Genomic DNA, 21,336 nt, shown 5'->3' with positions numbered 1-21,336 from the left:
AGTACGTACCCCATTGTCCCGCACGACCCGGGCGGCCTCCCCCCGGGGCCCTCGATCGGGAAACAGCGCTCACCCCCGGCCCTCCCGTACCCTCGATCCCATGTCGCTCTACGCCGCGTACGCCGGCAACCTCGACGCGCGGCTGATGACCCGCCGCGCCCCGCACTCCCCGCTGCGCGGCACGGGCTGGCTCAACGGCTGGCGGCTGACGTTCGGCGGCGAGCAGATGGGCTGGGAGGGCGCGCTGGCCACGATCGTGGAGGCGCCGCGTTCCCAGGTGTTCGTCGCGCTGTACGACATCGCCCCCATGGACGAGGACTCCATGGACCGCTGGGAGGGCGTCGGCCTGGACATCTACCGGCGCATGCGGGTGCGGGTGCACACCCTGGAGGGTGAGGAACCGGCCTGGGTGTACGTCCTCAACGGCTACGAGGGCGGCCTGCCCTCGGCCCGCTACCTGGGCGAGATCGCCGACGCCGCCGAGTCCGCGGGTGCCCCGCACGACTACGTGATGGAGCTGCGCAAGCGCCCCTGCTGAGGGTCTTTGTCGGAAACGACAAGACAACGATCCGAGCTCCGTGGGCATCGTCATCTACGCGCGTAGGCAATCTCGGGCTACGCTCTTGTGCGTACTGCATTTTTCCGGGGCCGGCCCCCGGACCCCCGGTCCTCGTGAGCGGTCCGGGGCGACTGTTACTTCGCGAGGCGAGAGACTCTGTGAACGCAACTGCCACCCCGGACCACCTCCAGGGCGACCCCTACGCCGCCGCCGCCGACGCCGCCGCGCGCCTGCGCGAGCTGACCGGCGCCGAGACCCACGACGTCGCCCTGGTGATGGGCTCCGGCTGGGCGCCGGCCGTCGACGCGCTCGGCGCGCCCGACGCCGAGTTCCCGGTCACCGAGCTCCCCGGCTTCCCGCCGCCGGCCGTCGAGGGCCACGGCGGCAAGATCCGCTCGTACACGATCGGCGACAAGCGGGCACTGGTCTTCCTCGGCCGTACGCACTACTACGAGGGCCGTGGCGTCGCCGCCGTCGCCCACGGTGTGCGCACCGCCGTCGCCGCCGGCTGCAAGACGGTCGTGCTGACCAACGGCTGCGGCGGCCTCCGCGAGGGCATGCGCCCCGGCCAGCCGGTCCTGATCAGCGACCACCTCAACCTGACGGCCGCCTCGCCGATCGTCGGCGCGAACTTCGTGGACCTCACCGACCTGTACTCGCCGCGCCTGCGCGCGCTGTGCAAGGAGGTCGACGAGACGCTGGAAGAGGGCGTGTACGTCCAGTTCCCCGGCCCGCACTACGAGACCCCGGCCGAGATCAACATGGTCCGCGTCCTCGGTGGCGACCTGGTCGGCATGTCGACCGTCCTCGAGGCCATCGCGGCCCGCGAGGCGGGCGCGGAGGTCCTCGGCATCTCCCTGGTCACCAACCTCGCGGCGGGGCTCTCGGGCGAGCCGCTGAACCACGAGGAGGTCCTCCAGGCGGGCCGCGACTCCGCCGCGCGCATGGGCGAGCTCCTGACCCGGGTCCTGGCCCGCATCTGACCCACCCCGGGGCCGTCCGGCTCCGCGCCGCGCGAGGCACGGGACCTTGTCCGGGGCTCCCGGCCCGGGGCCCGCGGTGGCGGGGCGAAACCCCCACACCCCCGGCGTGCCCACGTTGCGCCGGGGCCGGGGGCTTTCCCCACCCCGCCCCTTCCCGGATCCGGGGGCTGACGCCCCCGGATCCCCGGACGCGGCAGCTTCGCGCCGCGACGTGGCGGGAGGTGCTGGCGCAGGCGACCGCCGCTCCCGGGCGGAGGTCAGAAAGGGCCAGCGGGCGCTTCGCGCAGCCGGCCCGGTGCGGCCACCGGCACCTGGCCGACCCCGAAGGGGGACGCGCAGTGGGGCGCGTTCTGGGCGTAAAACGACTGAGCTTGCGAGAGCCCAGGACATGCCCCACGGAGCGGACCCCACGGGACCCCGCCCGGACGGGCCACCCCGGGGCGCCGCCCCGCACGGCAACCACGCCTGGACCGGCCACCCCGCGGACCCAACGGCACCCCGCCCGGACGGGCAAAGGTCCCGGGACGGGGACCGGCGGTCGGGGTACCGGTACCCGTAGCGCAGACCAGTCGTACGACATCCAGAGAGGCAGACACCGTGCAGCAGAACCTCATCGCGCAGGCGGAGGCGTGGCTCGCCGAGGACCCGGACCCCGAGACGCGCGACGAGCTCGCCAAGCTCGTCGAGGCCCAGGACCTCGACGAGCTCGCCGCCCGGTTCAGCGGCACCCTCCAGTTCGGCACGGCCGGGCTGCGCGGCGAGCTGGGGGCGGGGCCCATGCGGATGAACCGGGCCGTGGTCATCCGCGCGGCCGCCGGGCTCGCGGCGTACCTGAAGAGCAACGGCAACACCGGCGGCCTCGTCGTCATCGGCTACGACGCCCGCTACAAGTCCGCCGACTTCGCCCGCGACACCGCCGCCGTCATGGTCGGCGCCGGGCTCCGCGCCGCCGTCCTGCCGCGCCCGCTGCCCACGCCCGTCCTGGCGTACGCCATAAGGCACCTGGGTGCCGTCGCCGGTGTCGAGGTGACCGCCAGCCACAACCCTCCCCGCGACAACGGCTACAAGGTGTACCTGGGCGACGGCTCGCAGATCGTGCCGCCCGCCGACACCGGCATCGCCGCCGAGATCGCCGCGATCGCGAGCCTGAACGACGTGCCGCGCGCCGAGGGCGGCTGGGAGACCCTCGGGGACGAGGTCCTGGAGGCCTACCTGGCGCGTACGGACGCCGTCCTGACCCCCGGGTCCCCCCGTACCGCGAACGTCGTCTACACGGCCATGCACGGCGTCGGCAAGGACGTCGTCCTCGCGGCCTGGGAGCGGGCCGGCCTCCCCGCGCCGGCGCTCGTGGCCGAGCAGGCCGAGCCCGACCCGGCGTTCCCGACCGTCGCGTTCCCGAACCCCGAGGAGCCCGGCGCGATGGACCTGGCGTTCGCGAAGGCCAGGGAGGTCCAGCCGGACATCGTCATCGCCAACGACCCGGACGCCGACCGCTGCGCCGTCGCCGTCCCGTACCAGGACGACTGGCGCATGCTGCGCGGCGACGAGGTCGGCGCGCTGCTCGCCGCCCACCTGGTCCACAAGGGCGCCACCGGCACCTTCGCCGAGTCGATCGTGTCGTCCAGCCTCCTGGGCCGGATCGCCGAGGCCGCCGGACTGCCGTACGAGGAGACGCTGACCGGCTTCAAGTGGATCGCCCGCGTGGACGGCCTGGCCTACGGCTACGAGGAGGCGCTCGGCTACTGCGTCGACCCCGGCGGCGTACGCGACAAGGACGGCATCACGGCCGCGCTGCTGGTCGCCGAGCTGGCCTCGGAGCTGAAGGAGCAGGGCCGTACCCTCTCCGACCTGCTGGACGACCTCGCCATCGCGCACGGGCTGCACGCCACGGACCAGCTGTCGGTCCGCGTGGAGGACCTGAGCGTCATCGCCAACGCCATGCGCCGCCTGCGCGAGCAGCCGCCGACCGCACTCGCCGGGCTGACCGTGACGTCCGCCGAGGACCTGACCAAGGGCACGGACAAGCTGCCGCCCACGGACGGTCTGCGGTACTACCTGGACGGTGCCCTCAAGGCCCGCGTCATCGTCCGCCCCAGCGGCACCGAGCCGAAGCTGAAGTGCTACCTGGAGGTCGTCGTCCCGGTCGGCCACGCCAGCGAGCTGACCGACGCGCGGGCGAAGGGCGACGAGATCCTGGCCGCGATCAAGCGGGACCTGGCGGCCGCCGCAGGCATCTGAGCCACCGCGCGCTCCCGTACGGGTGAATCCCGTACGGCAGGTGACGCACGGCACCGGTACGTACCCCGGGCCACCGAGCAGGGTCACCGGTACCGCAGCCGAGCCCCTGGAGCGCCACCGTGCCGCCGTCGGTGATCACCCCGCGCCCGACCGTCCCCGCGTCGCGCCGGCCGCCGTCGCCGGCGGGCGGGGGCGTACGGGAGCGGACCGCCCGCTCGCTGCGGTACGCGCGGTACGCCGCGCCCGCGCTGCTCGGATACCTGACGGTCCGGCTCTTCGGGCTGCTGGTGCTGGCGCGCTGGGCGCGTCTGAAGCAGCACGGGGTCTGGCCGACGCTGGCCACGTCGTGGGACTCGGACTGGTACCTGGGCATCGCCGACCACGGGTACCAGGACACCCTCGGCACCCGTATGGACTCCAACAACCTGGCGTTCTTCCCGCTCTATCCGGTGCTGATCAAGGCGGTCGCGGGCGTCACGCCCGGCTCCCGCGCGTCGGTCGCGCTGGTCCTGGCGGTCGCCTTCTCGCTGGTCGCCGCCTGGGGGATCTTCGCGGTCGGCGACCGGCTCCACGGGCGCCGCACCGGCACCGTGCTGGCCGTCCTGTGGGGGGCGCTGCCGGTCGGGATCGTCCAGTGGATGGGCTACACCGAGTCGCTGTTCACGGCGCTCGTCGCGTGGGCGCTGTACGCCGTGCTGACCGGCCGCTGGTACGCGGCGGCCGCCCTCACCGTGCTCGCCGGGCTGGCCCGCCCCACCGGGATCGCCCTCGCGGCCGCCGTGACGGTGGCCGGTCTGACGGCGGCGGCCCGCACGCGCGCGTGGGCACCGTTTCTCGCCGCGCTGACCGCCCCACTGGGCTGGCTGGGGTACGTGGCCTGGGTGGGCGCCCGGGTGGGCCGCTGGGACGGGTACTTCGCCGTGCAGCGGCTGTGGCGCAACGCGTGGGACGGCGGCGCCGGCACCCTCCGCTGGATGCGCGAGCTGCTGGCGTACGACCGGACTCCCCAGCTGTTCCTGGTGGCCGTCTCGGCGGTGCTGGTGGCGTCGGTGGCGCTGTACGCGCTGTGCCTGGCCGACCGGCAGCCGCTGCCGCTCCTGGTCTTCTGCGGGGCCCTGCTGCTGGTGGTCCTGGGCAGCGGCGGCGTGTACTTCCCGCGCGCCCGTTTCCTGCTGCCCGGCTTCCCGCTGCTGCTGCCGCTCGCCGTGGCGGTGAGCCGGGCGCGGCTGCCGGTGGCGGGCCTGGTGCTGGGCGCGGCGGCGCTGTCGTCGGCGTGGCTGGGCGCCTACATGCTCCTGGTCTGGCCGGGACCGCCGTGACCGTCAGACCACCGCGAGGACCACGAGCAGGACCAGTCCCGCGAGCGCGGGGGCGATGATCTCGTACGCCCAGCGGATGTGCGGGCCGCCCTGCGCGGTGGGCCGGGACGCGCACCGCTCGGCCAGCTCACGCAGGTCGGCGACGGTCTGGTCGGCCCCGGCGGTCTTGCCCGCCTGGGAGTCGTCGCTCTGCACGCCCGGGTCCTGCCTGCGTGCCGCCTTCTTCCGCTCGCGCAGCGAGACGGGCACCGACCAGAGCTGGTACTTCGTACCGTCCCGGGTGAGGACCTCGCTGGAGTACCCGGCCCGTACGTCCGCCACCGCCGCCCACGGCAGGTCGATGGTCCGGAAGGGGTTCCGTACGCGCATCCGGTCGTCGTTGGCGTACACCACGGGCCGGAAGGTGAACGCGACGATCAGCGGCACCACGAACAGCAGTGCCGCGACGGCGAGCAGGCGCACCCGGCCGTCGCCCGTGAGCAGGGCGTCACCGCCGATCCAGGCGGCGAAGCCGAGCAGCAGGAGACCGCCCACGATCCCGGCGGTCGAGCGGTAGGACCGGTCGGCGTACTGGGGCTCCTGGGGGGTCGTCATACGGCCGATTCTGCCTCACGGGCCACGGACTCACGCGACCAGATCGGCGTACAGGATGATGTTGCCGGGCCGGTGGCCGTCCACCAGTTCGCCGCCGCAGGACCTTCTTGTCGACCTGCTCCAGCTCGCGCACACGGAAGACGGCGGTGGTCCCGTCGGCACGCCGGACGCTGATCGTGTCGCCGGTACGCACCTTGGCGGCGTACTTCAGTACGGCGGGGCCCTCGGGGATGTCGATGGTGGGGGACCGTGCGCGTCGTAGTTCGGACTCCGCCTTACGTCTGTGCTTGGAGGTCTCCGGCCCTAGGTTCCCGGCCCGGAGGTTCGCCCGGAGTGTGGTGTAGGCGTCGGCCACGCGCTTGATGATGTGCTGCGCGGCCTGTGCTTAGCCCCAGGGTTCCTCGCAAGAACAAGCTGAAGATGAGCGAATGAGGGAGGAAGAGCCGCATGCCGCCTGCTCGTTCGGGTGGGGCCGGTGCGTTCTGGCGGGCTGCGTGAACAAAGTTATAGATCTTGTGTGCGGGAGGTGTCCGCTCCCTGCCACAGGCACGTGACGGAGCTCACGGCACCCGTGACCACCAGCGCTTTTCCACAACCTTCCACTCCGGGGCTGTACAGGCCGCTACGCGCGTAGATATGCTCAAGTGGTGACCATGCCCACCACCACAGCACCCGCATTCGCTGACGTGACCGCGTCCGGCAGCACACTGCGCCGCTTCCTCCACGGGCTGCCCGGCGTCGACGCCGTCGGCCTCGAAGCGCGCGCCGCGTCTCTCGGCACCCGTTCGATCAAGACCACGGCCAAGGCGTACGCCATCGACCTGGCCATCTCGATGATCGACCTGACGACGCTCGAAGGCGCGGACACCCCGGGCAAGGTCCGGGCGCTCGCCGCCAAGGCCGTCAACCCCGACCCGACCGACCGCAGCACGCCGCGCACCGCCGCGCTCTGCGTGTACCCCGACATGGTGGCCACCGCCAAGGCCGCCCTGACCGGCACGGACGTGAAGGTCGCCTCCGTCGCGACCGCCTTCCCGGCCGGCCGCGCCGCCCTCGACGTCAAGCTCGCGGACACCCGGGACGCCGTCGCCGCCGGGGCGGACGAGATCGACATGGTGATCGACCGCGGGGCGTTCCTCGCGGGCGACTACCTGAAGGTGTACGAGGAGATCCGCGCCGTGAAGGAGGCCTGCGGCGAGCAGGCCCGCCTGAAGGTCATCTTCGAGACCGGCGAGCTGTCCACGTACGACAACATCCGCCGCGCCTCCTGGCTCGGCATGATCGCCGGGGCGGACTTCATCAAGACCTCGACCGGCAAGGTCGGCGTCAACGCCACCCCCGCGAACACGCTGCTCATGCTGGAGGCGGTGCGCGACTTCCGCGCCCAGACCGGGGTACAGGTCGGAGTGAAGCCCGCGGGCGGCATCCGGACCACCAAGGACGCCATCAAGTTCCTGGTCCTGGTCAATGAGACCGTCGGCGAGGACTGGCTGGACAACCACTGGTTCCGGTTCGGCGCGTCGAGCCTGCTCAACGACCTGCTGATGCAGCGTCAGAAGCTGGCCACCGGACGTTACTCCGGTCCCGACTACGTGACGGTGGACTGATCACCATGACCAAGTTCGAGTACGCACCCGCCCCCGAGTCCCGCTCGGTCGTCGACATCGCGCCGTCCTACGGCCTGTTCATCGACGGCGAGTTCACCGAGGCCGCCGACGGCAAGGTCTTCAAGACCATCTCGCCCGCCTCCGAGGAGGTGCTCTCCGAGGTCGCCCAGGCCGGCGCCGAGGACGTGGACCGGGCCGTGAAGGCCGCCCGCAAGGCGTTCGAGAAGTGGTCGGCGCTGCCGGGCGCCGAGCGCGCCAAGTACCTCTTCCGGATCGCCCGGATCATCCAGGAGCGCAGCCGTGAGCTGGCCGTCCTGGAGACCCTGGACAACGGAAAGCCGATCAAGGAGACCCGCGACGCGGACCTCCCCCTGGTCGCCGCGCACTTCTTCTACTACGCGGGCTGGGCCGACAAGCTCGACCACGCCGGCTACGGCGCGAACCCGCGCCCGCTCGGCGTCGCCGGCCAGGTCATCCCCTGGAACTTCCCCCTGCTCATGCTCGCGTGGAAGATCGCCCCGGCGCTCGCCACCGGCAACACGGTGGTGCTCAAGCCCGCCGAGACAACCCCGCTGTCCGCCCTGTTCTTCGCGGACATCTGCCGCCAGGCGGGCCTGCCGAAGGGTGTCGTCAACATCCTTCCGGGTTACGGGGACGCCGGCTCCGCGCTCGTCGAGCACGGGGACGTGAACAAGGTCGCCTTCACCGGCTCCACCGCCGTCGGCAAGGCCATCGCCCGCCAGGTGGCGGGCACGAAGAAGAAGCTCACCCTGGAGCTGGGCGGCAAGGGCGCCAACATCGTCTTCGACGACGCCCCCATCGACCAGGCCGTCGAGGGCATCGTCACGGGCATCTTCTTCAACCAGGGCCAGGTCTGCTGCGCGGGCTCCCGCCTACTGGTCCAGGAGTCCATCCAGGACGAGCTGCTGGACGCCCTCAAGCGCCGCCTGTCGACGCTCCGCCTCGGCGACCCGCTGGACAAGAACACCGACATCGGCGCGATCAACTCGGCCGAGCAGCTGGCCCGTATCAAGGCGCTGGCCGAGACGGGCGAGGCGGAGGGCGCCGAGCGCTGGTCACCGGCCTGCGAGATCCCGACCTCCGGTTTCTGGTTCGCCCCGACGCTCTTCACGGGCGTCACGCAGGCGCACACCATCGCCCGCGACGAGATCTTCGGCCCGGTCCTGTCGGTGCTGACGTTCCGTACCCCGGACGAGGCCGTCGCCAAGGCCAACAACAGCCAGTACGGCCTGTCCGCCGGCATCTGGACGGAGAAGGGCTCCCGCATCCTCGCGGTGGCGAACAAGCTCCGCGCGGGCGTCGTCTGGGCCAACACGTTCAACAAGTTCGACCCGACCTCGCCCTTCGGCGGCTACAAGGAGTCGGGCTTCGGCCGCGAGGGCGGCCGCCACGGCCTGGAGGCGTACCTCGCCCCGTCGAGCCCGGAGGGCGAGCGCTGATGAGTACTGTTGAGAGCAACCGTCTGAGCGTCTTCAAGACCTACAAGCTGTACGTCGGGGGCAAGTTCCCCCGCAGCGAGAGCGGCCGGGTGTACGAAGTGCAGGACTCAAAGGGCAAGTGGCTGGCCAACGCGCCGCTCTCCTCCCGCAAGGACGCGCGTGACGCGGTCGTCGCGGCGCGCAAGGCGTTCGGCGGCTGGTCGGGCGCGACGGCGTACAACCGGGGCCAGATCCTGTACCGCGTCGCCGAGATGCTGGAGGGCCGCAAGGGCCAGTTCGTGCACGAGGTGGCGCACGCGGAGGGCCTGTCCAAGTCGAAGGCGGCCGAGGTCGTCGAGGCTGCCATCGACCGCTGGGTCTGGTACGCGGGCTGGACGGACAAGATCGCGCAGGTCGTGGGCGGGGCGAACCCGGTCGCGGGCCCGTACTTCAACCTGTCCACCCCCGAGCCGACCGGCGTCGTGGCGATCGTCGCCCCGCGCGAGTCGTCGTTCCTGGGCCTGGTCTCCGTCGTCGCCCCGGTGATCGCCACCGGCAACACGGCGGTCGTCGTCGCCTCCGAAAAGGCCCCGCTCCCGGCGCTGTCCCTGGGCGAGGTGCTGGCCACCTCGGACCTGCCGGGCGGGGTCGTCAACGTCCTGTCCGGCAAGGCGGCCGAGATCGCGGCGCCGCTCGCCGCGCACCAGGACGTCAACGCCATCGACCTGACGGGCGCGGACGCCGAGTTGGCCCGCGAGCTGGAGATCGCCGCTGCGGACAACCTCAAGCGCGTGCTGCGTCCCCAGGCTGTGGATGGTGAGAACTTCACCGCCGACCCGGGTACGCACCGCCTGACCGCGTTCCTGGAGACCAAGACGGTCTGGCACCCGACGGGCTCTTTGGGCGCGTCCGGGTCCGCGTACTGATCCCGACTGGTCCCGACTGGTCCCGACTGGTCCCGACTGGTCCCGACTGGTCCATGTGACCGAACGGCTCCGCCTCCCCTCCGTCCGGGGGAAGCGGAGCCGTTCTCGCACTCCGGAGACGTGGGACGTCAGCCCGGGACGACCCCGCCCAGCAGGGGTCCCGCGACCGGCAGGGCGGGCAAACTCGTCAGGGAGCCGGTGGCCGAGGTCGTGTCGACCGGCTTGAAGTCGCTGACCTGCGTACCGATGCCGTTGTTGAGCGGGTCCACCCCCGTCTGCGCCAGCGGGTTGACCTTCAGGTTCTTGGCCACCCCGGTCGCATGCGGGACGGCGCCCATGGTGCCCTGAAGCCCCGCCTGGAGGTCCATCTTGGGCAGCTGCGGCACCTGCGGCGGCTGCACCACGGCGTGCGCCGTGCCCCCCGTGACACCGAGGGCGGCGCCCAGGGCCGAAACGGTCAGCCCGGCCTTCAGCAAGGTATGACGTGTCATGGAAGCTCCTGCCACCTGCGTAACGTGTCGGATACGCACCGTATTTGAGATGTGATGCTGGATACCAACGGGTGACTCCCGGGGTCCCCCGACCGGGTCAATGGTTCAGACTGGTGTCCCGTGAGTTCCCAACCGATCCCGACCCGCGTCGTGCTGCTCGCGGGCCCCTCCGGCTCCGGCAAGTCCTCCCTCGCGGCCCGCACCGGCCTGCCCGTGCTGCGCCTCGACGACTTCTACAAGGAGGGCCACGACCCGACGCTCCCGCTCGTCCCCGGGAGCGCGGACGTCGACTGGGACTCCCCGCTGTCCTGGGACGCGGACGCGGCCGTGGCCGCCATCGTGGAGCTGTGCGCCACCGGGCGTACGACCGTTCCCGTGTACGACATCGCCACCAGTGCGCGCGTCGACCGGGAGGTCCTCGACATCGAGCGCACGCCGCTGTTCGTGGCGGAGGGCATCTTCGCGGCGGACATCGTGGCGCGGTGCCAGGAACTCGGCGTCCTGGCCGACGCCCTGTGCCTGCGCGGCCGCCCGGCCACCACGTTCCGCCGCCGGCTGCTGCGGGACCTGCGGGAGGGCCGCAAGTCGGTGCCCGTCCTGCTGCGCCGGGGCTGGCGCCTGATGCGTACGGAACGCTCGATCGTCACCCGTCAGACCGCCCTGGGCGCCCACCCCTGCGACAAGGCCGAGGCCCTGGGCCGCCTCGCCGCCGCCGCGGCCGGCCGCCACCGCGCTCCGGCGGGCCCCGCCCCGACGCGGGCCCCTGAACCGGCGTAACGCCCGGGACACAGCTGAGGGCCGGACAAGACCCCCCGTCCTGTCCGGCCCCGCGCTTTTCCCCCGTACCCCGTTGTCCCCCGTGATCCCCCCGTCCCCCGTTTCCCCCGTCCCCCGATCGCCGGCCGCCGTCTCCCCCGAAACCGCGTCCGCCCCCCCTGCCTTCAGGCCACGAGCTGGCCGAAGGACTCCTCCTCGTCACGGCCGAAGCTGAGGACCTCGTCCTCGCGCAGCCGGCGCAGGGAGCGCCAGATGCTCGACTTCACCGTGCCGACACTGATGTCCAGGATCTCCGCGATCTCCGGGTCCGTACGGCCCTCGTAGTAGCGCAGGACCAGCATCGTGCGCTGCAGTTCGGGCAGCCGGGCGAGCGCCTGCCAGAGCACCGCGCGCAGTTCCGTGCCGCGCATCGCGTCGGTGTCGCCGGCGGACTCGGGGAGCTCCTCGGTCGGGTACTCGTCGATCTTCCGCCGCCGCCAGGCGCTGATGTGCAGGTTCGTCATGGTGCGGCGCAGGTATCCGCCGACCGCCGCCTTGTCGCTGATGCGGTCCCAGGCCCGGTACGTCGAGAACAGCGCGCTCTGCAGCAGGTCCTCGGCCTCGAACCGGTCGCCGGTGAGGTGGTAGGCGGTGGCGTACAGGGAGGCGCGGCGCTCCCGCACGTAGGCGGTGAACTCCGCCTCCGTGAGGTTCGTCCGCTCCCCCGAGTCCTCCCCGTACGCCGCTCCCCCGTCAGCCACGGCGACCATGTAGGGCGCCTTGTGCTGACGCCCGGCGCTGCGAACGCACCCCCGCCCGTTCACCGCGCCGGACTTCTCCGTGCTCCGCGTGACGTCGTGGAGACGCGTGACAACTGCGCTTGAGGTGGTGCTGTGCAGTGCGTTCATCTCGCGCCCCCCGTCGGTTGGAGTCTGCTTCGGTCCGTGTGCCAAAGAGCTTGCCCTGGCCAGTTCATAGCGGTGTCCGCCGACTGTCACAGACCTGTCACAGCCCCCGGCGGTCGAACTGTCCCGCCCCCATGGGACAGAATGACGGCGTGCCTTTCCTGTTGCTGATCGAGGACGACGATTCCATCCGCACGGCCCTCGAACTCTCGCTGTCACGCCAGGGCCACAAAGTGGCCACCGCGGCGACGGGCGAGGACGGCCTGAAACTGCTGCGTGAGCAGCGGCCGGATCTGATCGTGCTGGATGTGATGCTGCCCGGCATCGACGGTTTCGAGGTGTGCCGGCGCATCCGGCGTACCGACCAGTTGCCGATCATCCTGCTGACCGCCCGCAGCGACGACATCGATGTGGTCGTGGGCCTGGAGTCCGGTGCGGACGACTATGTCGTCAAGCCGGTGCAGGGCCGGGTGCTGGACGCGCGGATCCGGGCGGTGCTGCGGCGCGGCGAGCGCGAGTCGACGGACTCGGCGACGTTCGGGTCGCTGGTGATCGACCGGTCGGCGATGACCGTGACGAAGAACGGTGAGGATCTCCAGCTGACGCCGACGGAGCTGCGGCTGCTGCTGGAGTTGTCCCGCCGGCCGGGCCAGGCGCTGTCGCGGCAGCAGTTGCTGCGGCTGGTGTGGGAGCACGACTACCTGGGCGACTCGCGGCTGGTGGACGCGTGTGTCCAGCGGCTGCGGGCGAAGGTGGAGGACGTGCCGTCCTCGCCGACCCTGATCCGTACGGTCCGTGGTGTGGGCTACCGGCTGGACGTGCCTGCGTGAGAAGGACGAGTCTGCGGCTGCGTCTCGTCGTCGTCTTCGCTCTGGTCGCGCTGACCGCCGCCGCGTCCGCGTCGGGGATCGCGTACTGGCTCAACCGTGAGGCGGTGCTGAAGCGTGCGCAGGACTCGGCGCTGAACAACTTCCGTCAGGAGATGCAGCGGCGTGCCGCCACGCTGCCGTTGCAGCCGACGGAGGAGGAGCTGCGGCGGACGGCCGAGGAGATGTCGTCCGGCGGTGTCGGGTACGGCGTGGTGCTGCTGGGCGAGCGGGCCAAGGGCAAGCCGATCGTGGGGGTGTCGGACCCCGACCGGTTCACCATGGACGACGTGCCGGAGGCGCTGCGGACCGCGGTGAACGAGCGGCAGGAGGTGGCGGACGGCAACGAGTACCCGTACCACCTCTTCTGGCAGCGTACGACGCGCGACGGCACGCCGTACCTGGTGGGCGGTACGCGGATCGTGGGCGGCGGGCCGACCGGTTACATGTTCAAGTCGCTGGAGCCGGAGCGGCAGGACCTGAACTCGCTCGCCTGGTCGCTGGGGATCGCGACCGCGCTGGCTCTGGTCGGTTCGGCGCTGCTCGCGCAGGCGGCGGCGACGACCGTGCTGAAGCCGGTGCACCGGCTCGGGGAGGCGGCACGGCGGCTGGGCGAGGGTGAGCTGGACACCAGGCTGCGGGTGACGGGCACGGACGAACTGGCCGAGCTGTCCCGGACGTTCAACAGCGCGGCGGAGAGCCTGCAGAAGAAGGTCGCGGACATGAGCGCGCGGGAGGAGTCGAGCCGTCGCTTCGTCGCGGACATGTCGCACGAGCTGCGTACGCCGCTGACCGCGCTGACCGCCGTGACGGAGGTGCTGGAGGAGGAAGAGGACGCCCTCGACCCGATGATCGCGCCGGCCGTCAAGCTGGTGGTCAGTGAGACGCGGCGGCTGAACACGCTGGTCGAGAACCTGATGGAGGTCACGCGCTTCGACGCGGGTACGGCGCGGCTCGTCCTGGACGACGTCGACGTCGCCGACCAGGTCACGGCGTGCATCGACGCGCGCGCCTGGCTGGACGCGGTCGAGCTGGACGCCGAGCGCGGGATCATGGCGCGGCTGGATCCGCGCCGCCTCGACGTGATCCTGGCGAACCTGATCGGCAACGCGCTCAAGCACGGTGGCTCGCCGGTGCGCGTCGCGGTCCGGACGGAGGGCGACGACCTGGTCATCGAGGTGCGCGACCACGGGCCGGGCATCCCCGAGGACGTACTGCCGCATGTGTTCGACCGGTTCTACAAGGCGAGCGCGTCGCGGCCGCGTTCGGAGGGCAGTGGCCTCGGTCTGTCGATCGCGATGGAGAACGCCCTGATCCACGGCGGTGACATCACGGCGGCCAACTCGCCGGACGGTGACGGGGCGGTGTTCGTGCTGCGGCTGCCGCGTGACGCGTCGCGTACGGATACGGCGCCGGAAGAGCAGCAGGAGGGTGGCGGTGATGAGGGTGGTGCGTGAGCGGCGGGGCGCGGTCGCGCTCGTGGGGGTCGCCGTGGTCGCCGCCGTCGCCTCCGGCTGCGGGATCCGTACGACGTCGGTGCCGGTCGACGCGGGCGCCGCGCCGTCGCGGCTGCCGTGCAGCGTGTCGGGCGAGGACGTCGAGTCACGCTCGCAGGCGCAGTCGGTGCCGGTCCGGGTGTACCTGGTGTGCGCGTCGGGTCTGGAGGCGGTGGACCGTACGGTTCCGCAGACCGACGACAAGAACCCGCAGGGCAGCCGGGTGGCGACGGCCCAGGCGCTGCTGAACCAGCTCCTCGCGGAGCCGTCGCCGGGCGAGCGGGAGGCGGGGTTCACCACCTCCGTCGAGGGGCCGCTGACCGTGTCGGCGGCCCGCGAGGACGACCCGGAGGGCGCGCTGCGGCTGAGCCGCCAGCCCGAGGACCTGCCTGCGGCGGCGCTGTCGCAGATCGTGTGCACGTACGCGGAGAACGGCGCGACCGCCGACGGCGGCACCGCCCTCCTCGGCGGCCCGGGCCCCTACCCGGCCCGGCGGTACGCGTGCACGGCCCAGCTCAGGGAACGCCCGGACTCGGCGCCGCCGACACGCCCGTCGTCCTGACCGTCCGGGCCGGACCCGACGGACGGGGGCGGAACCGATCGTGCCGGGTGGTGCGTCTTGGGGGGCGTGCAGCGTCATGGTTCGGGCGGCAGTGCCGTCATCCGCTTCCGCGCGGCGGGGCTCATTCTCCTCCTTGCTCATCTGGTGCTCGTGGGGTGGCTGACGCTCCGGCCGCTGGACGTGATGTGGGTGACGGCGGCCAATCTGGAGCCGTTGGCCGGGATAAAGGCCGATCTGGCGATGGGCCCGGTCGAGGCGGCGAGACGGATCGGCGAGGGGCTGTTGCTGCTGGCGCCGCTCGGGGTGCTGCTGCCCATGGCGGGTGGCCGGCTGGATGTCTCCCCGTGGGCCTCGCTGGCCCGTACGGTCCTGGCGGGCGCGCTGGTGTCGCTGGGCATCGAGCTGTTGCAGACGGCGGTGCCGGGGCGGGTCGTGGACGTGGACGCGCTGCTGCTGAACACCGCGGGCGTGGCGCTGGCGCACCTGGCGGTGGTGCCTGCCTGGCGGGGGCGGCTGCGGCGGCGGCATGGGCTGGGACGGGGCCAGGGGGTGGGGGTACTGCGGGATGACGTCTCTCAGGGTGCGACCCCGAGGATTCCCAGGGTCGGGATCGCCCCGTAGTCCGACGTTTTGTCCGGGGCTTTCGGGCGAGGATGGAGTTACTCGAACGAATCGACTTCATCTCGCGAAGGAGCCCACCATGGCCGCACTTGTTCGCCCCCGTGACGGACGCATGATCGGCGGAGTGTGCGCGGCGCTGGCGCGGCGCTTCGGCACCTCCGCGACGACGATGCGCGTGATCTTCGTGGCGTCGTGTCTGCTGCCGGGACCGCAGTTCCTGCTGTACCTGGCGCTGTGGATACTGCTGCCGTCGGAGAAGGCCGCGAAGCCGGCCTGGTAGCACTCCGCCCACGACGACGGGGCGCGCACCTTCACCAGGTGCGCGCCCCGTTCGCGTACGCGGCTGCCGGGGGGGCTCAGGCCCCGAGGCCGGCGGCCGGGAGGGTGCCGCCGACGGGCAGGCCGCCGATGAGGCCGGTGACGGTGGCCGGGTCGATGGGCAGGCCCTGGAGCGAGGCGTTCTTGGTGGCGGCGCCGGCCAGTTCCTGACCGGTGGCCAGCAGCTCGGTGGCGTTGTTCGGAGCCTGCTCGACGGCGGACTGGAGGACCGGCACCGCGGTGGCGGTGGCGGCGCCCAGCGCGGCGCTGGTGGGCGTCGTGGTGGCCGCGGATGCGGTGCCGGCGGCGGCAGCGGCGAACGCGGCGCCGAGGGCGGCGACACCGAGGGTCTTGGCGGCAGACTGCTTCATCGAATTTCGTCCTTGGGGGAACTCGGGGAAAGATGAGCGGCTCTGCAACTTAGTCATCGTTCCGTGACCCCCGCAAACACCCGGAACGGCCAGGTCGTGGAATTCCCGGCCGTTCGCGGGACGCTGCGCTCAGGGCGTCTTGGGCGAGGAATCGCTGGTCGTGGCGGTCTGCCGGAACAGCCATTCGGACTTCAACTCGGCGTACCCGGGCTTGATCACGTCATTGATCATCGCCAGGCGTTCGTCGAAAGGAATGAATGCTGATTTCATCGCATTGACGGTGAACCACTGCATGTCGTCGAGCGTGTAGCCGAACGTCTCGGTCAGCAGCTCGAATTCACGGCTCATGCTGGTGCCCGACATCAGCCGGTTGTCGGTGTTGACCGTGGCCCTGAAGTGCAGGGTGCGCAGCAGCCCGATGGGGTGCTCGGCGTACGAGGCGGCGGCGCCGGTCTGGAGGTTGGACGTCGGGCACATCTCCAGCGGGATGCGCTTGTCGCGTACGTACGCGGCGAGGCGGCCGAGCGTGACGGTGCCGTCCTCGGCGACCTGGATGTCGTCGATGATGCGCACTCCGTGGCCGAGGCGGTCGGCGCCGCACCACTGGAGTGCCTGCCAGATGGACGGCAGGCCGAAGGCCTCGCCCGCGTGGATGGTGAAGTGGTTGTTCTCGCGCTTGAGGTACTCGAAGGCGTCGAGGTGGCGGGTGGGCGGGTAGCCGGCCTCGGCGCCGGCGATGTCGAAGCCGACGACGCCGGTGTCGCGGTAGCGGTTGGCGAGTTCGGCGATCTCCAGGGCGCGGGCGGCGTGCCGCATGGCGGTGAGCAGGGCGCCGACGCGGATGCGGTGGCCGTTCTCGCGGGCGCGCCGCTCGCCGAGGCGGAAGCCCTCGTTGACGGCTTCGACGACCTCTTCGAGGGTGAGGCCCTTCTCCAGGTGCTGTTCGGGGGCGTAGCGGACCTCCGCGTACACGACGCCGTCCTCGGCGAGGTCCTCGGCGCATTCGGCGGCGACGCGGACGAGGGCCTCGCGGGTCTGCATGACGGCGCAGGTGTGCGCGAAGGTCTCCAGGTAGCGCTCCAGCGAACCGGAGTCGGCGGCCTCGCGGAACCAGATGCCGAGCTTGTCCGGCTCGTGCTCGGGCAGCGCCGTGTATCCGGTGGCGTCGGCGAGGTCGATGATCGTGCCGGGGCGCAGACCGCCGTCGAGGTGGTCGTGGAGCAGCACCTTGGGGGCGCGGCGGATCTGGTCCGCGGTAGGGATGGTGGGTGTCTGGCTCGTCATTTTCGAACTCTAGCCCCTACGCGCGTAGAGGGAACCTCTTTCGCACGGCTGTCGATACGTAACAGTGACCGCGCGTACGAGTGGCGTACACCTCCTCTTCTGAGACTGTTCTGCCATGGCACACCACGCACTCGTAGGTACGTCGGGCGCGCGGGCGCCCAGGCTGGGCCGGCCCGTGGGGGCGTCCGTTTCGGCGGTGGGCGGCGTGTTGCTGCTCCTCCCGGACGGCGAGCCGGTCTCGGCGCGTGGCCCGTCGCCGGTCGCGCACGCGGCGGCCCTGCCGCTGGCGCGCCGCCTGGCCCGGGCGGGGCGGTCGGAGGGGCTGGTGGCCCATGTGGTGCGCTACCGGGGGCGCGGCTGGAACGGCGCGGACGCGCGGCTCGCGGCGGACGCGCGGTGGGCGGCCTCGGAGGTCGTACGACGCTACGGCGACGTCCCGGTCTGCCTCGCCGGGCGCGGCATGGGCGGCCGGGCGGCGCTGCGCGCGGCGGGCCACACGGCCGTCAACTCGGTGCTGGCACTTGCCCCTTGGCTGCCGGAGGACGACGTGGCGGCGGCGCCCGAACCGGTGAAACAGCTCGCCGGGCGCCGGGTGATGATCGTGCACGGCACGAACGACACGCGTACGGATCCGGAGCTGTCGTACCGGCTGGCGGAGCGCGCGAAGAAGGCCAACCGGGACACGTGCCGCTTCGAGGTCCACTCGGACGGTCACGCGCTGCGCGAGCACCACGAGGAAGTGGTCGCGCTGGCCGCCGACTTCGTCCTGGGCGCGCTGTTCACCCACCCCTTCTCCCGCCCGGTCGCCGACGCGTTCGCCGCGCCCCCACCACTGGGCCTGCGAATGCCGCTGGCGTCGGGGTTCGGCAACGCCCTGCGGCGGTAGGGCAGCTACTCCGGCTCGGAGAGCAGGCGGCCCCGGCGGGAGAGGAGGAACCGTTTGAAGGCGGCCACCGGGGGCGTGTCGGGGTGGCCGTCGAGCCAGGCGACGCCGATCTCGCGGGCGGCGCGGGGGGACGTGACCGTGAGCTCGACGACGCCGGGGCGGGCGACGGCCGGGGGTGGCAGGAGCGCGACGCCGAGGCCCGCCGCGACCAGGCCGCGGAGCGTTTCGGCCTCCTCGCCCTCGAAGGCGACGCGCGGGGTGAAGCCCGCCTCGGCGCACAGGGCGTCGGTGATGCGGCGCAGCCCGTAGCCGGGCTCCAGGGTGACGAACGTTTCGTCGGCGGCCTCCGCGAGGCGGACGCGCTTGCGGGCGGCCAGCCGGTGGTCGTCCGGGACGACGAGCCGGAGGCGCTGCTCGTCCAGGCGGCGGGCGACCAGGTCGGGGGCGTCCGGGACCGGGGAGGTCAGGCACAGGTCCAGGTCGCCGGCGCGGAGGCGCTCGATCATGGCCTCGCCGTAGTTCTGGACGAGCGTGAAGCGGACCTTGGGGTGGTCCACCCGGAAGGCCCGGATCAGCCCGGGGACGGTCTCCGAGCCCATGGTGTGGAGGAACCCGAAGGCGACCCGCCCCGCCGAGGGGTCCGCGTCCGCCCGTACCGCGTCGGCGGACCGCTCCACCTCCGCCAGCGCCCGCTCGGCGGACGCCAGGAAGGTGCGCCCCGCCGGGGTGAGCGAGACGGTGCGGCCCTTCCGGGCGAACAGCGCCACACCCAGGTCCTGTTCGAGTCGGACCATGGCCCGCGACAGCGTCGACTGCGGCACGCCGATCTCCTGCGCGGCGCGCGTCACATGCTCGTGGCGGGCGACCGCCGCGAAGTACGCGAGCCGCGGCGCAAGCAGCAGCCCCATGTCTTCTTCGTTACTGTTCGGTGACAGCCACTCCCGTGAGCTGTGGTTATGCGCCATGGGAACGATTAAAGCCGTTCCATGCATTGGACGCATGAAGCGGGGGTGCCTACGGTCGAGACATGCCTTCCGCCAGTACCAAGGCGGCCGCCACCGACGCGGTCGCCGACACTCGCCTTTCCCCCGGCCGCCCCGGCTACCGCCGGATGAGCTTCGCGCTCTTCGCCGCCGGAGTCGCCACCTTCGCCCTCCTCTACGCGACGCAGGCCCTGCTCCCGGCCGTCTCCGCCGACTTCGGCGTGAGCGCCTCGGCCGCCAGTTGGACCGTGTCCGCCGCGACCGGCGCGCTCGCCCTGTGCGTCCTGCCGCTGAGCGCCCTGTCCGAGCGGTTCGGCCGCCGCACGATGATGACCGCCTCCCTCGCGGTCGCCGTCGCCCTCGGCCTGCTGGTGCCGTTCGCGCCGAGCCTGGAGTGGCTGGTGGCGCTGCGCGCCGTGCAGGGCGCCGCGCTCGCGGGCCTGCCCGCGTCGGCGATGGCGTACCTGGCGGAGGAGGTACGGCCCAAGGCGCTGGTCGCGGCGATCGGCCTGTTCGTGGCGGGCAACAGCATCGGCGGTATGAGCGGCCGGATCGTCACCGGCTGGGCGGCCCAGCTGTGGGGCTGGCGGGCGGCGCTCGCCGCGGTGGGGCTGATGGCGCTGGTGTGCGCGGTGGTGTTCCGGCTGATGATCCCCAAGGCGCGGCACTTCGCCACCGGCTCGCTCAGCCCGCGCACGCTGGCGCGGACGGTCGGCACACACCTGTCGGACCCGCTGCTGATGCGGCTGTACGCGATCGGCGCGCTGTTCATGACCGTCTTCGGCGCCGTGTACACGGTGATCGGCTACCGGCTCGTCGAGGCGCCGTTCTCGCTCCCGCAGGGCGTCATCGGTTCGATCTTCCTCGTCTACCTGGTCGGTACGGTGTCGTCGGCCGCGGCCGGCAAGCTGGTCGGCCGGATGGGGCGGCGCGGGGCGCTGTACCTGGCGGTGGCCACGACGGCGGCGGGCCTGCTGCTGTCCCTGTCGGACGCGCTGGCGGGCGTGCTGCTCGGCCTGGTCCTGATCACGGCCGGGTTCTTCGCCGGTCACGCGGTCGCCTCCTCCTCCGTGAGCCGTACCGCGAAGACGGGCCGGGCGCAGGCGTCGGCGCTGTACCAGTCGGCGTACTACCTGGGCAGCAGCGCGGGCGGCACGCTCGGCGCGGTCGCCTTCCACGCGGGCGGCTGGGCGGGGACGGTCCTGCTGGGGCTGGTCGCCGTCCTCGGGGTGGTCTCCCTCACCCTGTACGGGACGCACGCCGCGCGCGTACAGAACCGCAAGTCTCGCGAAACGTACAACCACACCGCTTCCCCGCGCGTCCTACGGGCATAACTACCGCACCGGGCTCAAGGGGGAGTTGGTGTACGTGGGTGGGACACGCATACGCAGACGGGCAGGGGTCACGCTCGGACTGACCGCACTGGTCGTGCCGTTGACGGTCGCGCTGGGGGCGGCGCCCGCCCAGGCGGCGTCCTGTACGACGCAGACGGGGCCGTACCAGAGGCAGGTGGAAAAGTTCATGGGCCGGCCGGTGGACGGGAAGCAGTCGCCGGCCGACTGCAAGGCGATACAGACGTTCCAGCGCTGGCACGGGATCACGCCGACCGTCGGATACGCCGGGGAGATCACCTGGCGCACGATGAACACGATCCTCCAGCAGCGGGCGGCGGGGAAGAACCCCAACGCGGCGGGGAAGTGCCCCACCGACAAGGGGCGCATCGCGTGCGTGGACCTGACGCGGCAGCTGAGCTGGATCCAGGACGGCACCAAGCTGACGTACGGGCCGGTCCCGGTGCGGACCGGCCGCGACGGCGACGAGACCCGTACCGGCGCGAGGAAGATCTACTACCGCAACATCGACCACTGGTCGACGCTCTACGACGTCCGGATGCCGTACGCCCAGTTCTTCGACGGCGGACAGGCCTTCCACTCCGTCACCAAGTCCATGTACAACCCGCCGGGTTCCCGTGGCTGCGTGAACATGCGCCCGGCCGACGCGAAGGCGTACTGGAACCTCCTGAGGAACGGCGACGACGTGTACGTCTACGGGCGCAAGCCCGGAACCTGACCCGCGTTGATGCTCCTATTGGTCGTCAAGCGTGGGGAGGTGCTCGCAGGAGCGAGGTACCT

General features: G+C 72.0%; 22 protein-coding genes and 2 pseudogenes. 16 read left to right on the top strand and 8 right to left on the bottom strand.

The window, feature by feature from the left end; genetic code table 11:
- Nucleotides 1-100: 100 nt before the first annotated feature.
- The 4 genes from BKD26_RS02885 (at nucleotide 101) to BKD26_RS02870 (ending at nucleotide 5,099) form a co-directional block, all read left to right on the top strand.
- Nucleotides 101-538, top strand: coding sequence for a gamma-glutamylcyclotransferase (locus BKD26_RS02885; RefSeq protein WP_084895416.1), 438 nt, complete (start codon nucleotides 101-103; stop codon nucleotides 536-538).
- 179 nt (nucleotides 539-717) lie between these two features.
- Nucleotides 718-1,542, top strand: a complete 825-nt coding sequence (locus BKD26_RS02880) for a purine-nucleoside phosphorylase (protein WP_084895414.1) — start codon at nucleotides 718-720, stop codon at nucleotides 1,540-1,542.
- Between the two features lie 597 nt (nucleotides 1,543-2,139).
- Complete coding sequence (locus BKD26_RS02875) at nucleotides 2,140-3,780, top strand: phospho-sugar mutase (RefSeq protein ID WP_084895411.1); 1,641 nt, start codon at nucleotides 2,140-2,142, stop codon at nucleotides 3,778-3,780.
- Nucleotides 3,781-3,911: 131 nt separating this feature from the next.
- Nucleotides 3,912-5,099: a hypothetical protein gene (locus BKD26_RS02870; RefSeq protein ID WP_241518524.1), complete on the top strand. Its 1,188-nt coding sequence runs from the start codon at nucleotides 3,912-3,914 to the stop codon at nucleotides 5,097-5,099.
- A gap of 3 nt (nucleotides 5,100-5,102) precedes the next feature.
- On the opposite strand, the gene BKD26_RS02865 is transcribed toward BKD26_RS02870, so the two are convergent.
- The 3 genes and pseudogenes from BKD26_RS02865 to BKD26_RS41020 form a co-directional block, all read right to left on the bottom strand.
- Nucleotides 5,103-5,693, bottom strand: a complete 591-nt coding sequence (locus BKD26_RS02865; RefSeq protein WP_084895407.1) for a PH domain-containing protein — start codon at nucleotides 5,691-5,693, stop codon at nucleotides 5,103-5,105.
- A 30-nt stretch (nucleotides 5,694-5,723) separates the two neighbouring features.
- A pseudogene (locus BKD26_RS41025) lies at nucleotides 5,724-5,919 on the bottom strand (class F sortase); the annotation flags it as partial.
- A gap of 36 nt (nucleotides 5,920-5,955) precedes the next feature.
- Nucleotides 5,956-6,084: pseudogene (locus tag BKD26_RS41020) on the bottom strand (RNA-guided endonuclease TnpB family protein); the annotation flags it as partial.
- Nucleotides 6,085-6,340: 256 nt separating this feature from the next.
- Here BKD26_RS41020 and deoC point away from each other — a divergent pair.
- From deoC to BKD26_RS02845, 3 genes are read left to right on the top strand one after another with little or no spacing between them, the layout of a single operon-like run.
- On the top strand, nucleotides 6,341-7,300 hold the full coding sequence (gene deoC / locus BKD26_RS02855; RefSeq protein WP_084896178.1) for a deoxyribose-phosphate aldolase: 960 nt from the start codon (nucleotides 6,341-6,343) through the stop codon (nucleotides 7,298-7,300).
- Nucleotides 7,301-7,305: 5 nt separating this feature from the next.
- Entirely contained in the window at nucleotides 7,306-8,760 is a 1,455-nt protein-coding gene (locus tag BKD26_RS02850; protein ID WP_084895405.1) for an aldehyde dehydrogenase family protein, read from the top strand.
- Nucleotides 8,760-9,665, top strand: a complete 906-nt coding sequence (locus BKD26_RS02845; RefSeq protein ID WP_084895403.1) for an aldehyde dehydrogenase family protein — start codon at nucleotides 8,760-8,762, stop codon at nucleotides 9,663-9,665. The genes BKD26_RS02850 and BKD26_RS02845 overlap by 1 nt, the downstream gene beginning before the upstream one ends.
- A 128-nt stretch (nucleotides 9,666-9,793) precedes the next feature.
- Here the strand turns inward: BKD26_RS02845 and BKD26_RS02840 are convergent, their stop codons facing one another.
- Nucleotides 9,794-10,156 carry a hypothetical protein gene (locus tag BKD26_RS02840; protein ID WP_084895401.1) on the bottom strand — a complete coding sequence of 121 codons (363 nt, stop codon included), beginning with the start codon at nucleotides 10,154-10,156 and terminating at the stop codon, nucleotides 9,794-9,796.
- A 120-nt stretch (nucleotides 10,157-10,276) separates the two neighbouring features.
- Between BKD26_RS02840 and BKD26_RS02835 the strand changes: the two genes are divergently transcribed.
- Nucleotides 10,277-10,933 (top strand): hypothetical protein, encoded by a 657-nt coding sequence (locus BKD26_RS02835; protein ID WP_084895399.1) that lies wholly within the window; start codon nucleotides 10,277-10,279, stop codon nucleotides 10,931-10,933.
- 164 nt (nucleotides 10,934-11,097) lie between these two features.
- Here BKD26_RS02835 and BKD26_RS02830 read toward each other — a convergent pair whose 3' ends face one another.
- Nucleotides 11,098-11,820 carry a SigE family RNA polymerase sigma factor gene (locus BKD26_RS02830; protein ID WP_084895397.1) on the bottom strand — a complete coding sequence of 241 codons (723 nt, stop codon included), beginning with the start codon at nucleotides 11,818-11,820 and terminating at the stop codon, nucleotides 11,098-11,100.
- A 149-nt stretch (nucleotides 11,821-11,969) separates the two neighbouring features.
- On the opposite strand from BKD26_RS02830, the gene afsQ1 reads away from it, so the two are divergent.
- From afsQ1 to BKD26_RS02805, 5 genes are all read left to right on the top strand, one after another.
- On the top strand, nucleotides 11,970-12,647 hold the full coding sequence (afsQ1, locus tag BKD26_RS02825; protein ID WP_179166385.1) for a two-component system response regulator AfsQ1: 678 nt from the start codon (nucleotides 11,970-11,972) through the stop codon (nucleotides 12,645-12,647).
- On the top strand, nucleotides 12,644-14,140 hold the full coding sequence (locus BKD26_RS02820) for a HAMP domain-containing sensor histidine kinase (RefSeq protein ID WP_241518523.1): 1,497 nt from the start codon (nucleotides 12,644-12,646) through the stop codon (nucleotides 14,138-14,140). Before afsQ1 ends, BKD26_RS02820 begins: the two co-directional genes overlap by 4 nt.
- A complete protein-coding gene (locus BKD26_RS02815; protein WP_084896175.1) occupies nucleotides 14,124-14,741 on the top strand; it encodes a hypothetical protein in 618 nt (205 codons plus the stop codon). Before BKD26_RS02820 ends, BKD26_RS02815 begins: the two co-directional genes overlap by 17 nt.
- A gap of 66 nt (nucleotides 14,742-14,807) precedes the next feature.
- Nucleotides 14,808-15,362: a VanZ family protein gene (locus BKD26_RS02810; RefSeq protein ID WP_084895392.1), complete on the top strand. Its 555-nt coding sequence runs from the start codon at nucleotides 14,808-14,810 to the stop codon at nucleotides 15,360-15,362.
- Nucleotides 15,363-15,441: 79 nt separating this feature from the next.
- A complete protein-coding gene (locus BKD26_RS02805) occupies nucleotides 15,442-15,642 on the top strand; it encodes a PspC domain-containing protein (protein ID WP_084895390.1) in 201 nt (66 codons plus the stop codon).
- Between the two features lie 76 nt (nucleotides 15,643-15,718).
- Here BKD26_RS02805 and BKD26_RS02800 read toward each other — a convergent pair whose 3' ends face one another.
- Both BKD26_RS02800 and BKD26_RS02795 read right to left on the bottom strand, forming a co-directional pair.
- Nucleotides 15,719-16,051, bottom strand: coding sequence for a hypothetical protein (locus BKD26_RS02800; RefSeq protein WP_084895388.1), 333 nt, complete (start codon nucleotides 16,049-16,051; stop codon nucleotides 15,719-15,721).
- Between the two features lie 129 nt (nucleotides 16,052-16,180).
- A complete protein-coding gene (locus BKD26_RS02795; protein WP_084895386.1) occupies nucleotides 16,181-17,335 on the bottom strand; it encodes an adenosine deaminase in 1,155 nt (384 codons plus the stop codon).
- A 115-nt stretch (nucleotides 17,336-17,450) separates the two neighbouring features.
- Between BKD26_RS02795 and BKD26_RS02790 the strand changes: the two genes are divergently transcribed.
- Nucleotides 17,451-18,221 (top strand): alpha/beta hydrolase, encoded by a 771-nt coding sequence (locus BKD26_RS02790; protein ID WP_084895384.1) that lies wholly within the window; start codon nucleotides 17,451-17,453, stop codon nucleotides 18,219-18,221.
- Nucleotides 18,222-18,226: 5 nt separating this feature from the next.
- Here BKD26_RS02790 and BKD26_RS02785 read toward each other — a convergent pair whose 3' ends face one another.
- Nucleotides 18,227-19,186: a LysR family transcriptional regulator gene (locus BKD26_RS02785; protein ID WP_084895382.1), complete on the bottom strand. Its 960-nt coding sequence runs from the start codon at nucleotides 19,184-19,186 to the stop codon at nucleotides 18,227-18,229.
- A 62-nt stretch (nucleotides 19,187-19,248) separates the two neighbouring features.
- On the opposite strand from BKD26_RS02785, the gene BKD26_RS02780 reads away from it, so the two are divergent.
- A complete protein-coding gene (locus tag BKD26_RS02780) occupies nucleotides 19,249-20,538 on the top strand; it encodes an MFS transporter (protein WP_084895380.1) in 1,290 nt (429 codons plus the stop codon).
- A gap of 34 nt (nucleotides 20,539-20,572) precedes the next feature.
- On the top strand, nucleotides 20,573-21,274 hold the full coding sequence (locus BKD26_RS02775) for a L,D-transpeptidase family protein (protein WP_241518522.1): 702 nt from the start codon (nucleotides 20,573-20,575) through the stop codon (nucleotides 21,272-21,274).
- Nucleotides 21,275-21,336 lie beyond the last annotated feature (62 nt).

This window comes from Streptomyces sp. CB03238 (assembly GCF_002099185.1).
In the GTDB taxonomy this organism is placed as follows: Bacteria; Actinomycetota; Actinomycetes; order Streptomycetales; family Streptomycetaceae; genus Streptomyces.
The sequence above is the reverse complement of the archived record's forward strand: the minus strand, read 5'-3'. Positions and strand labels throughout refer to the sequence as shown.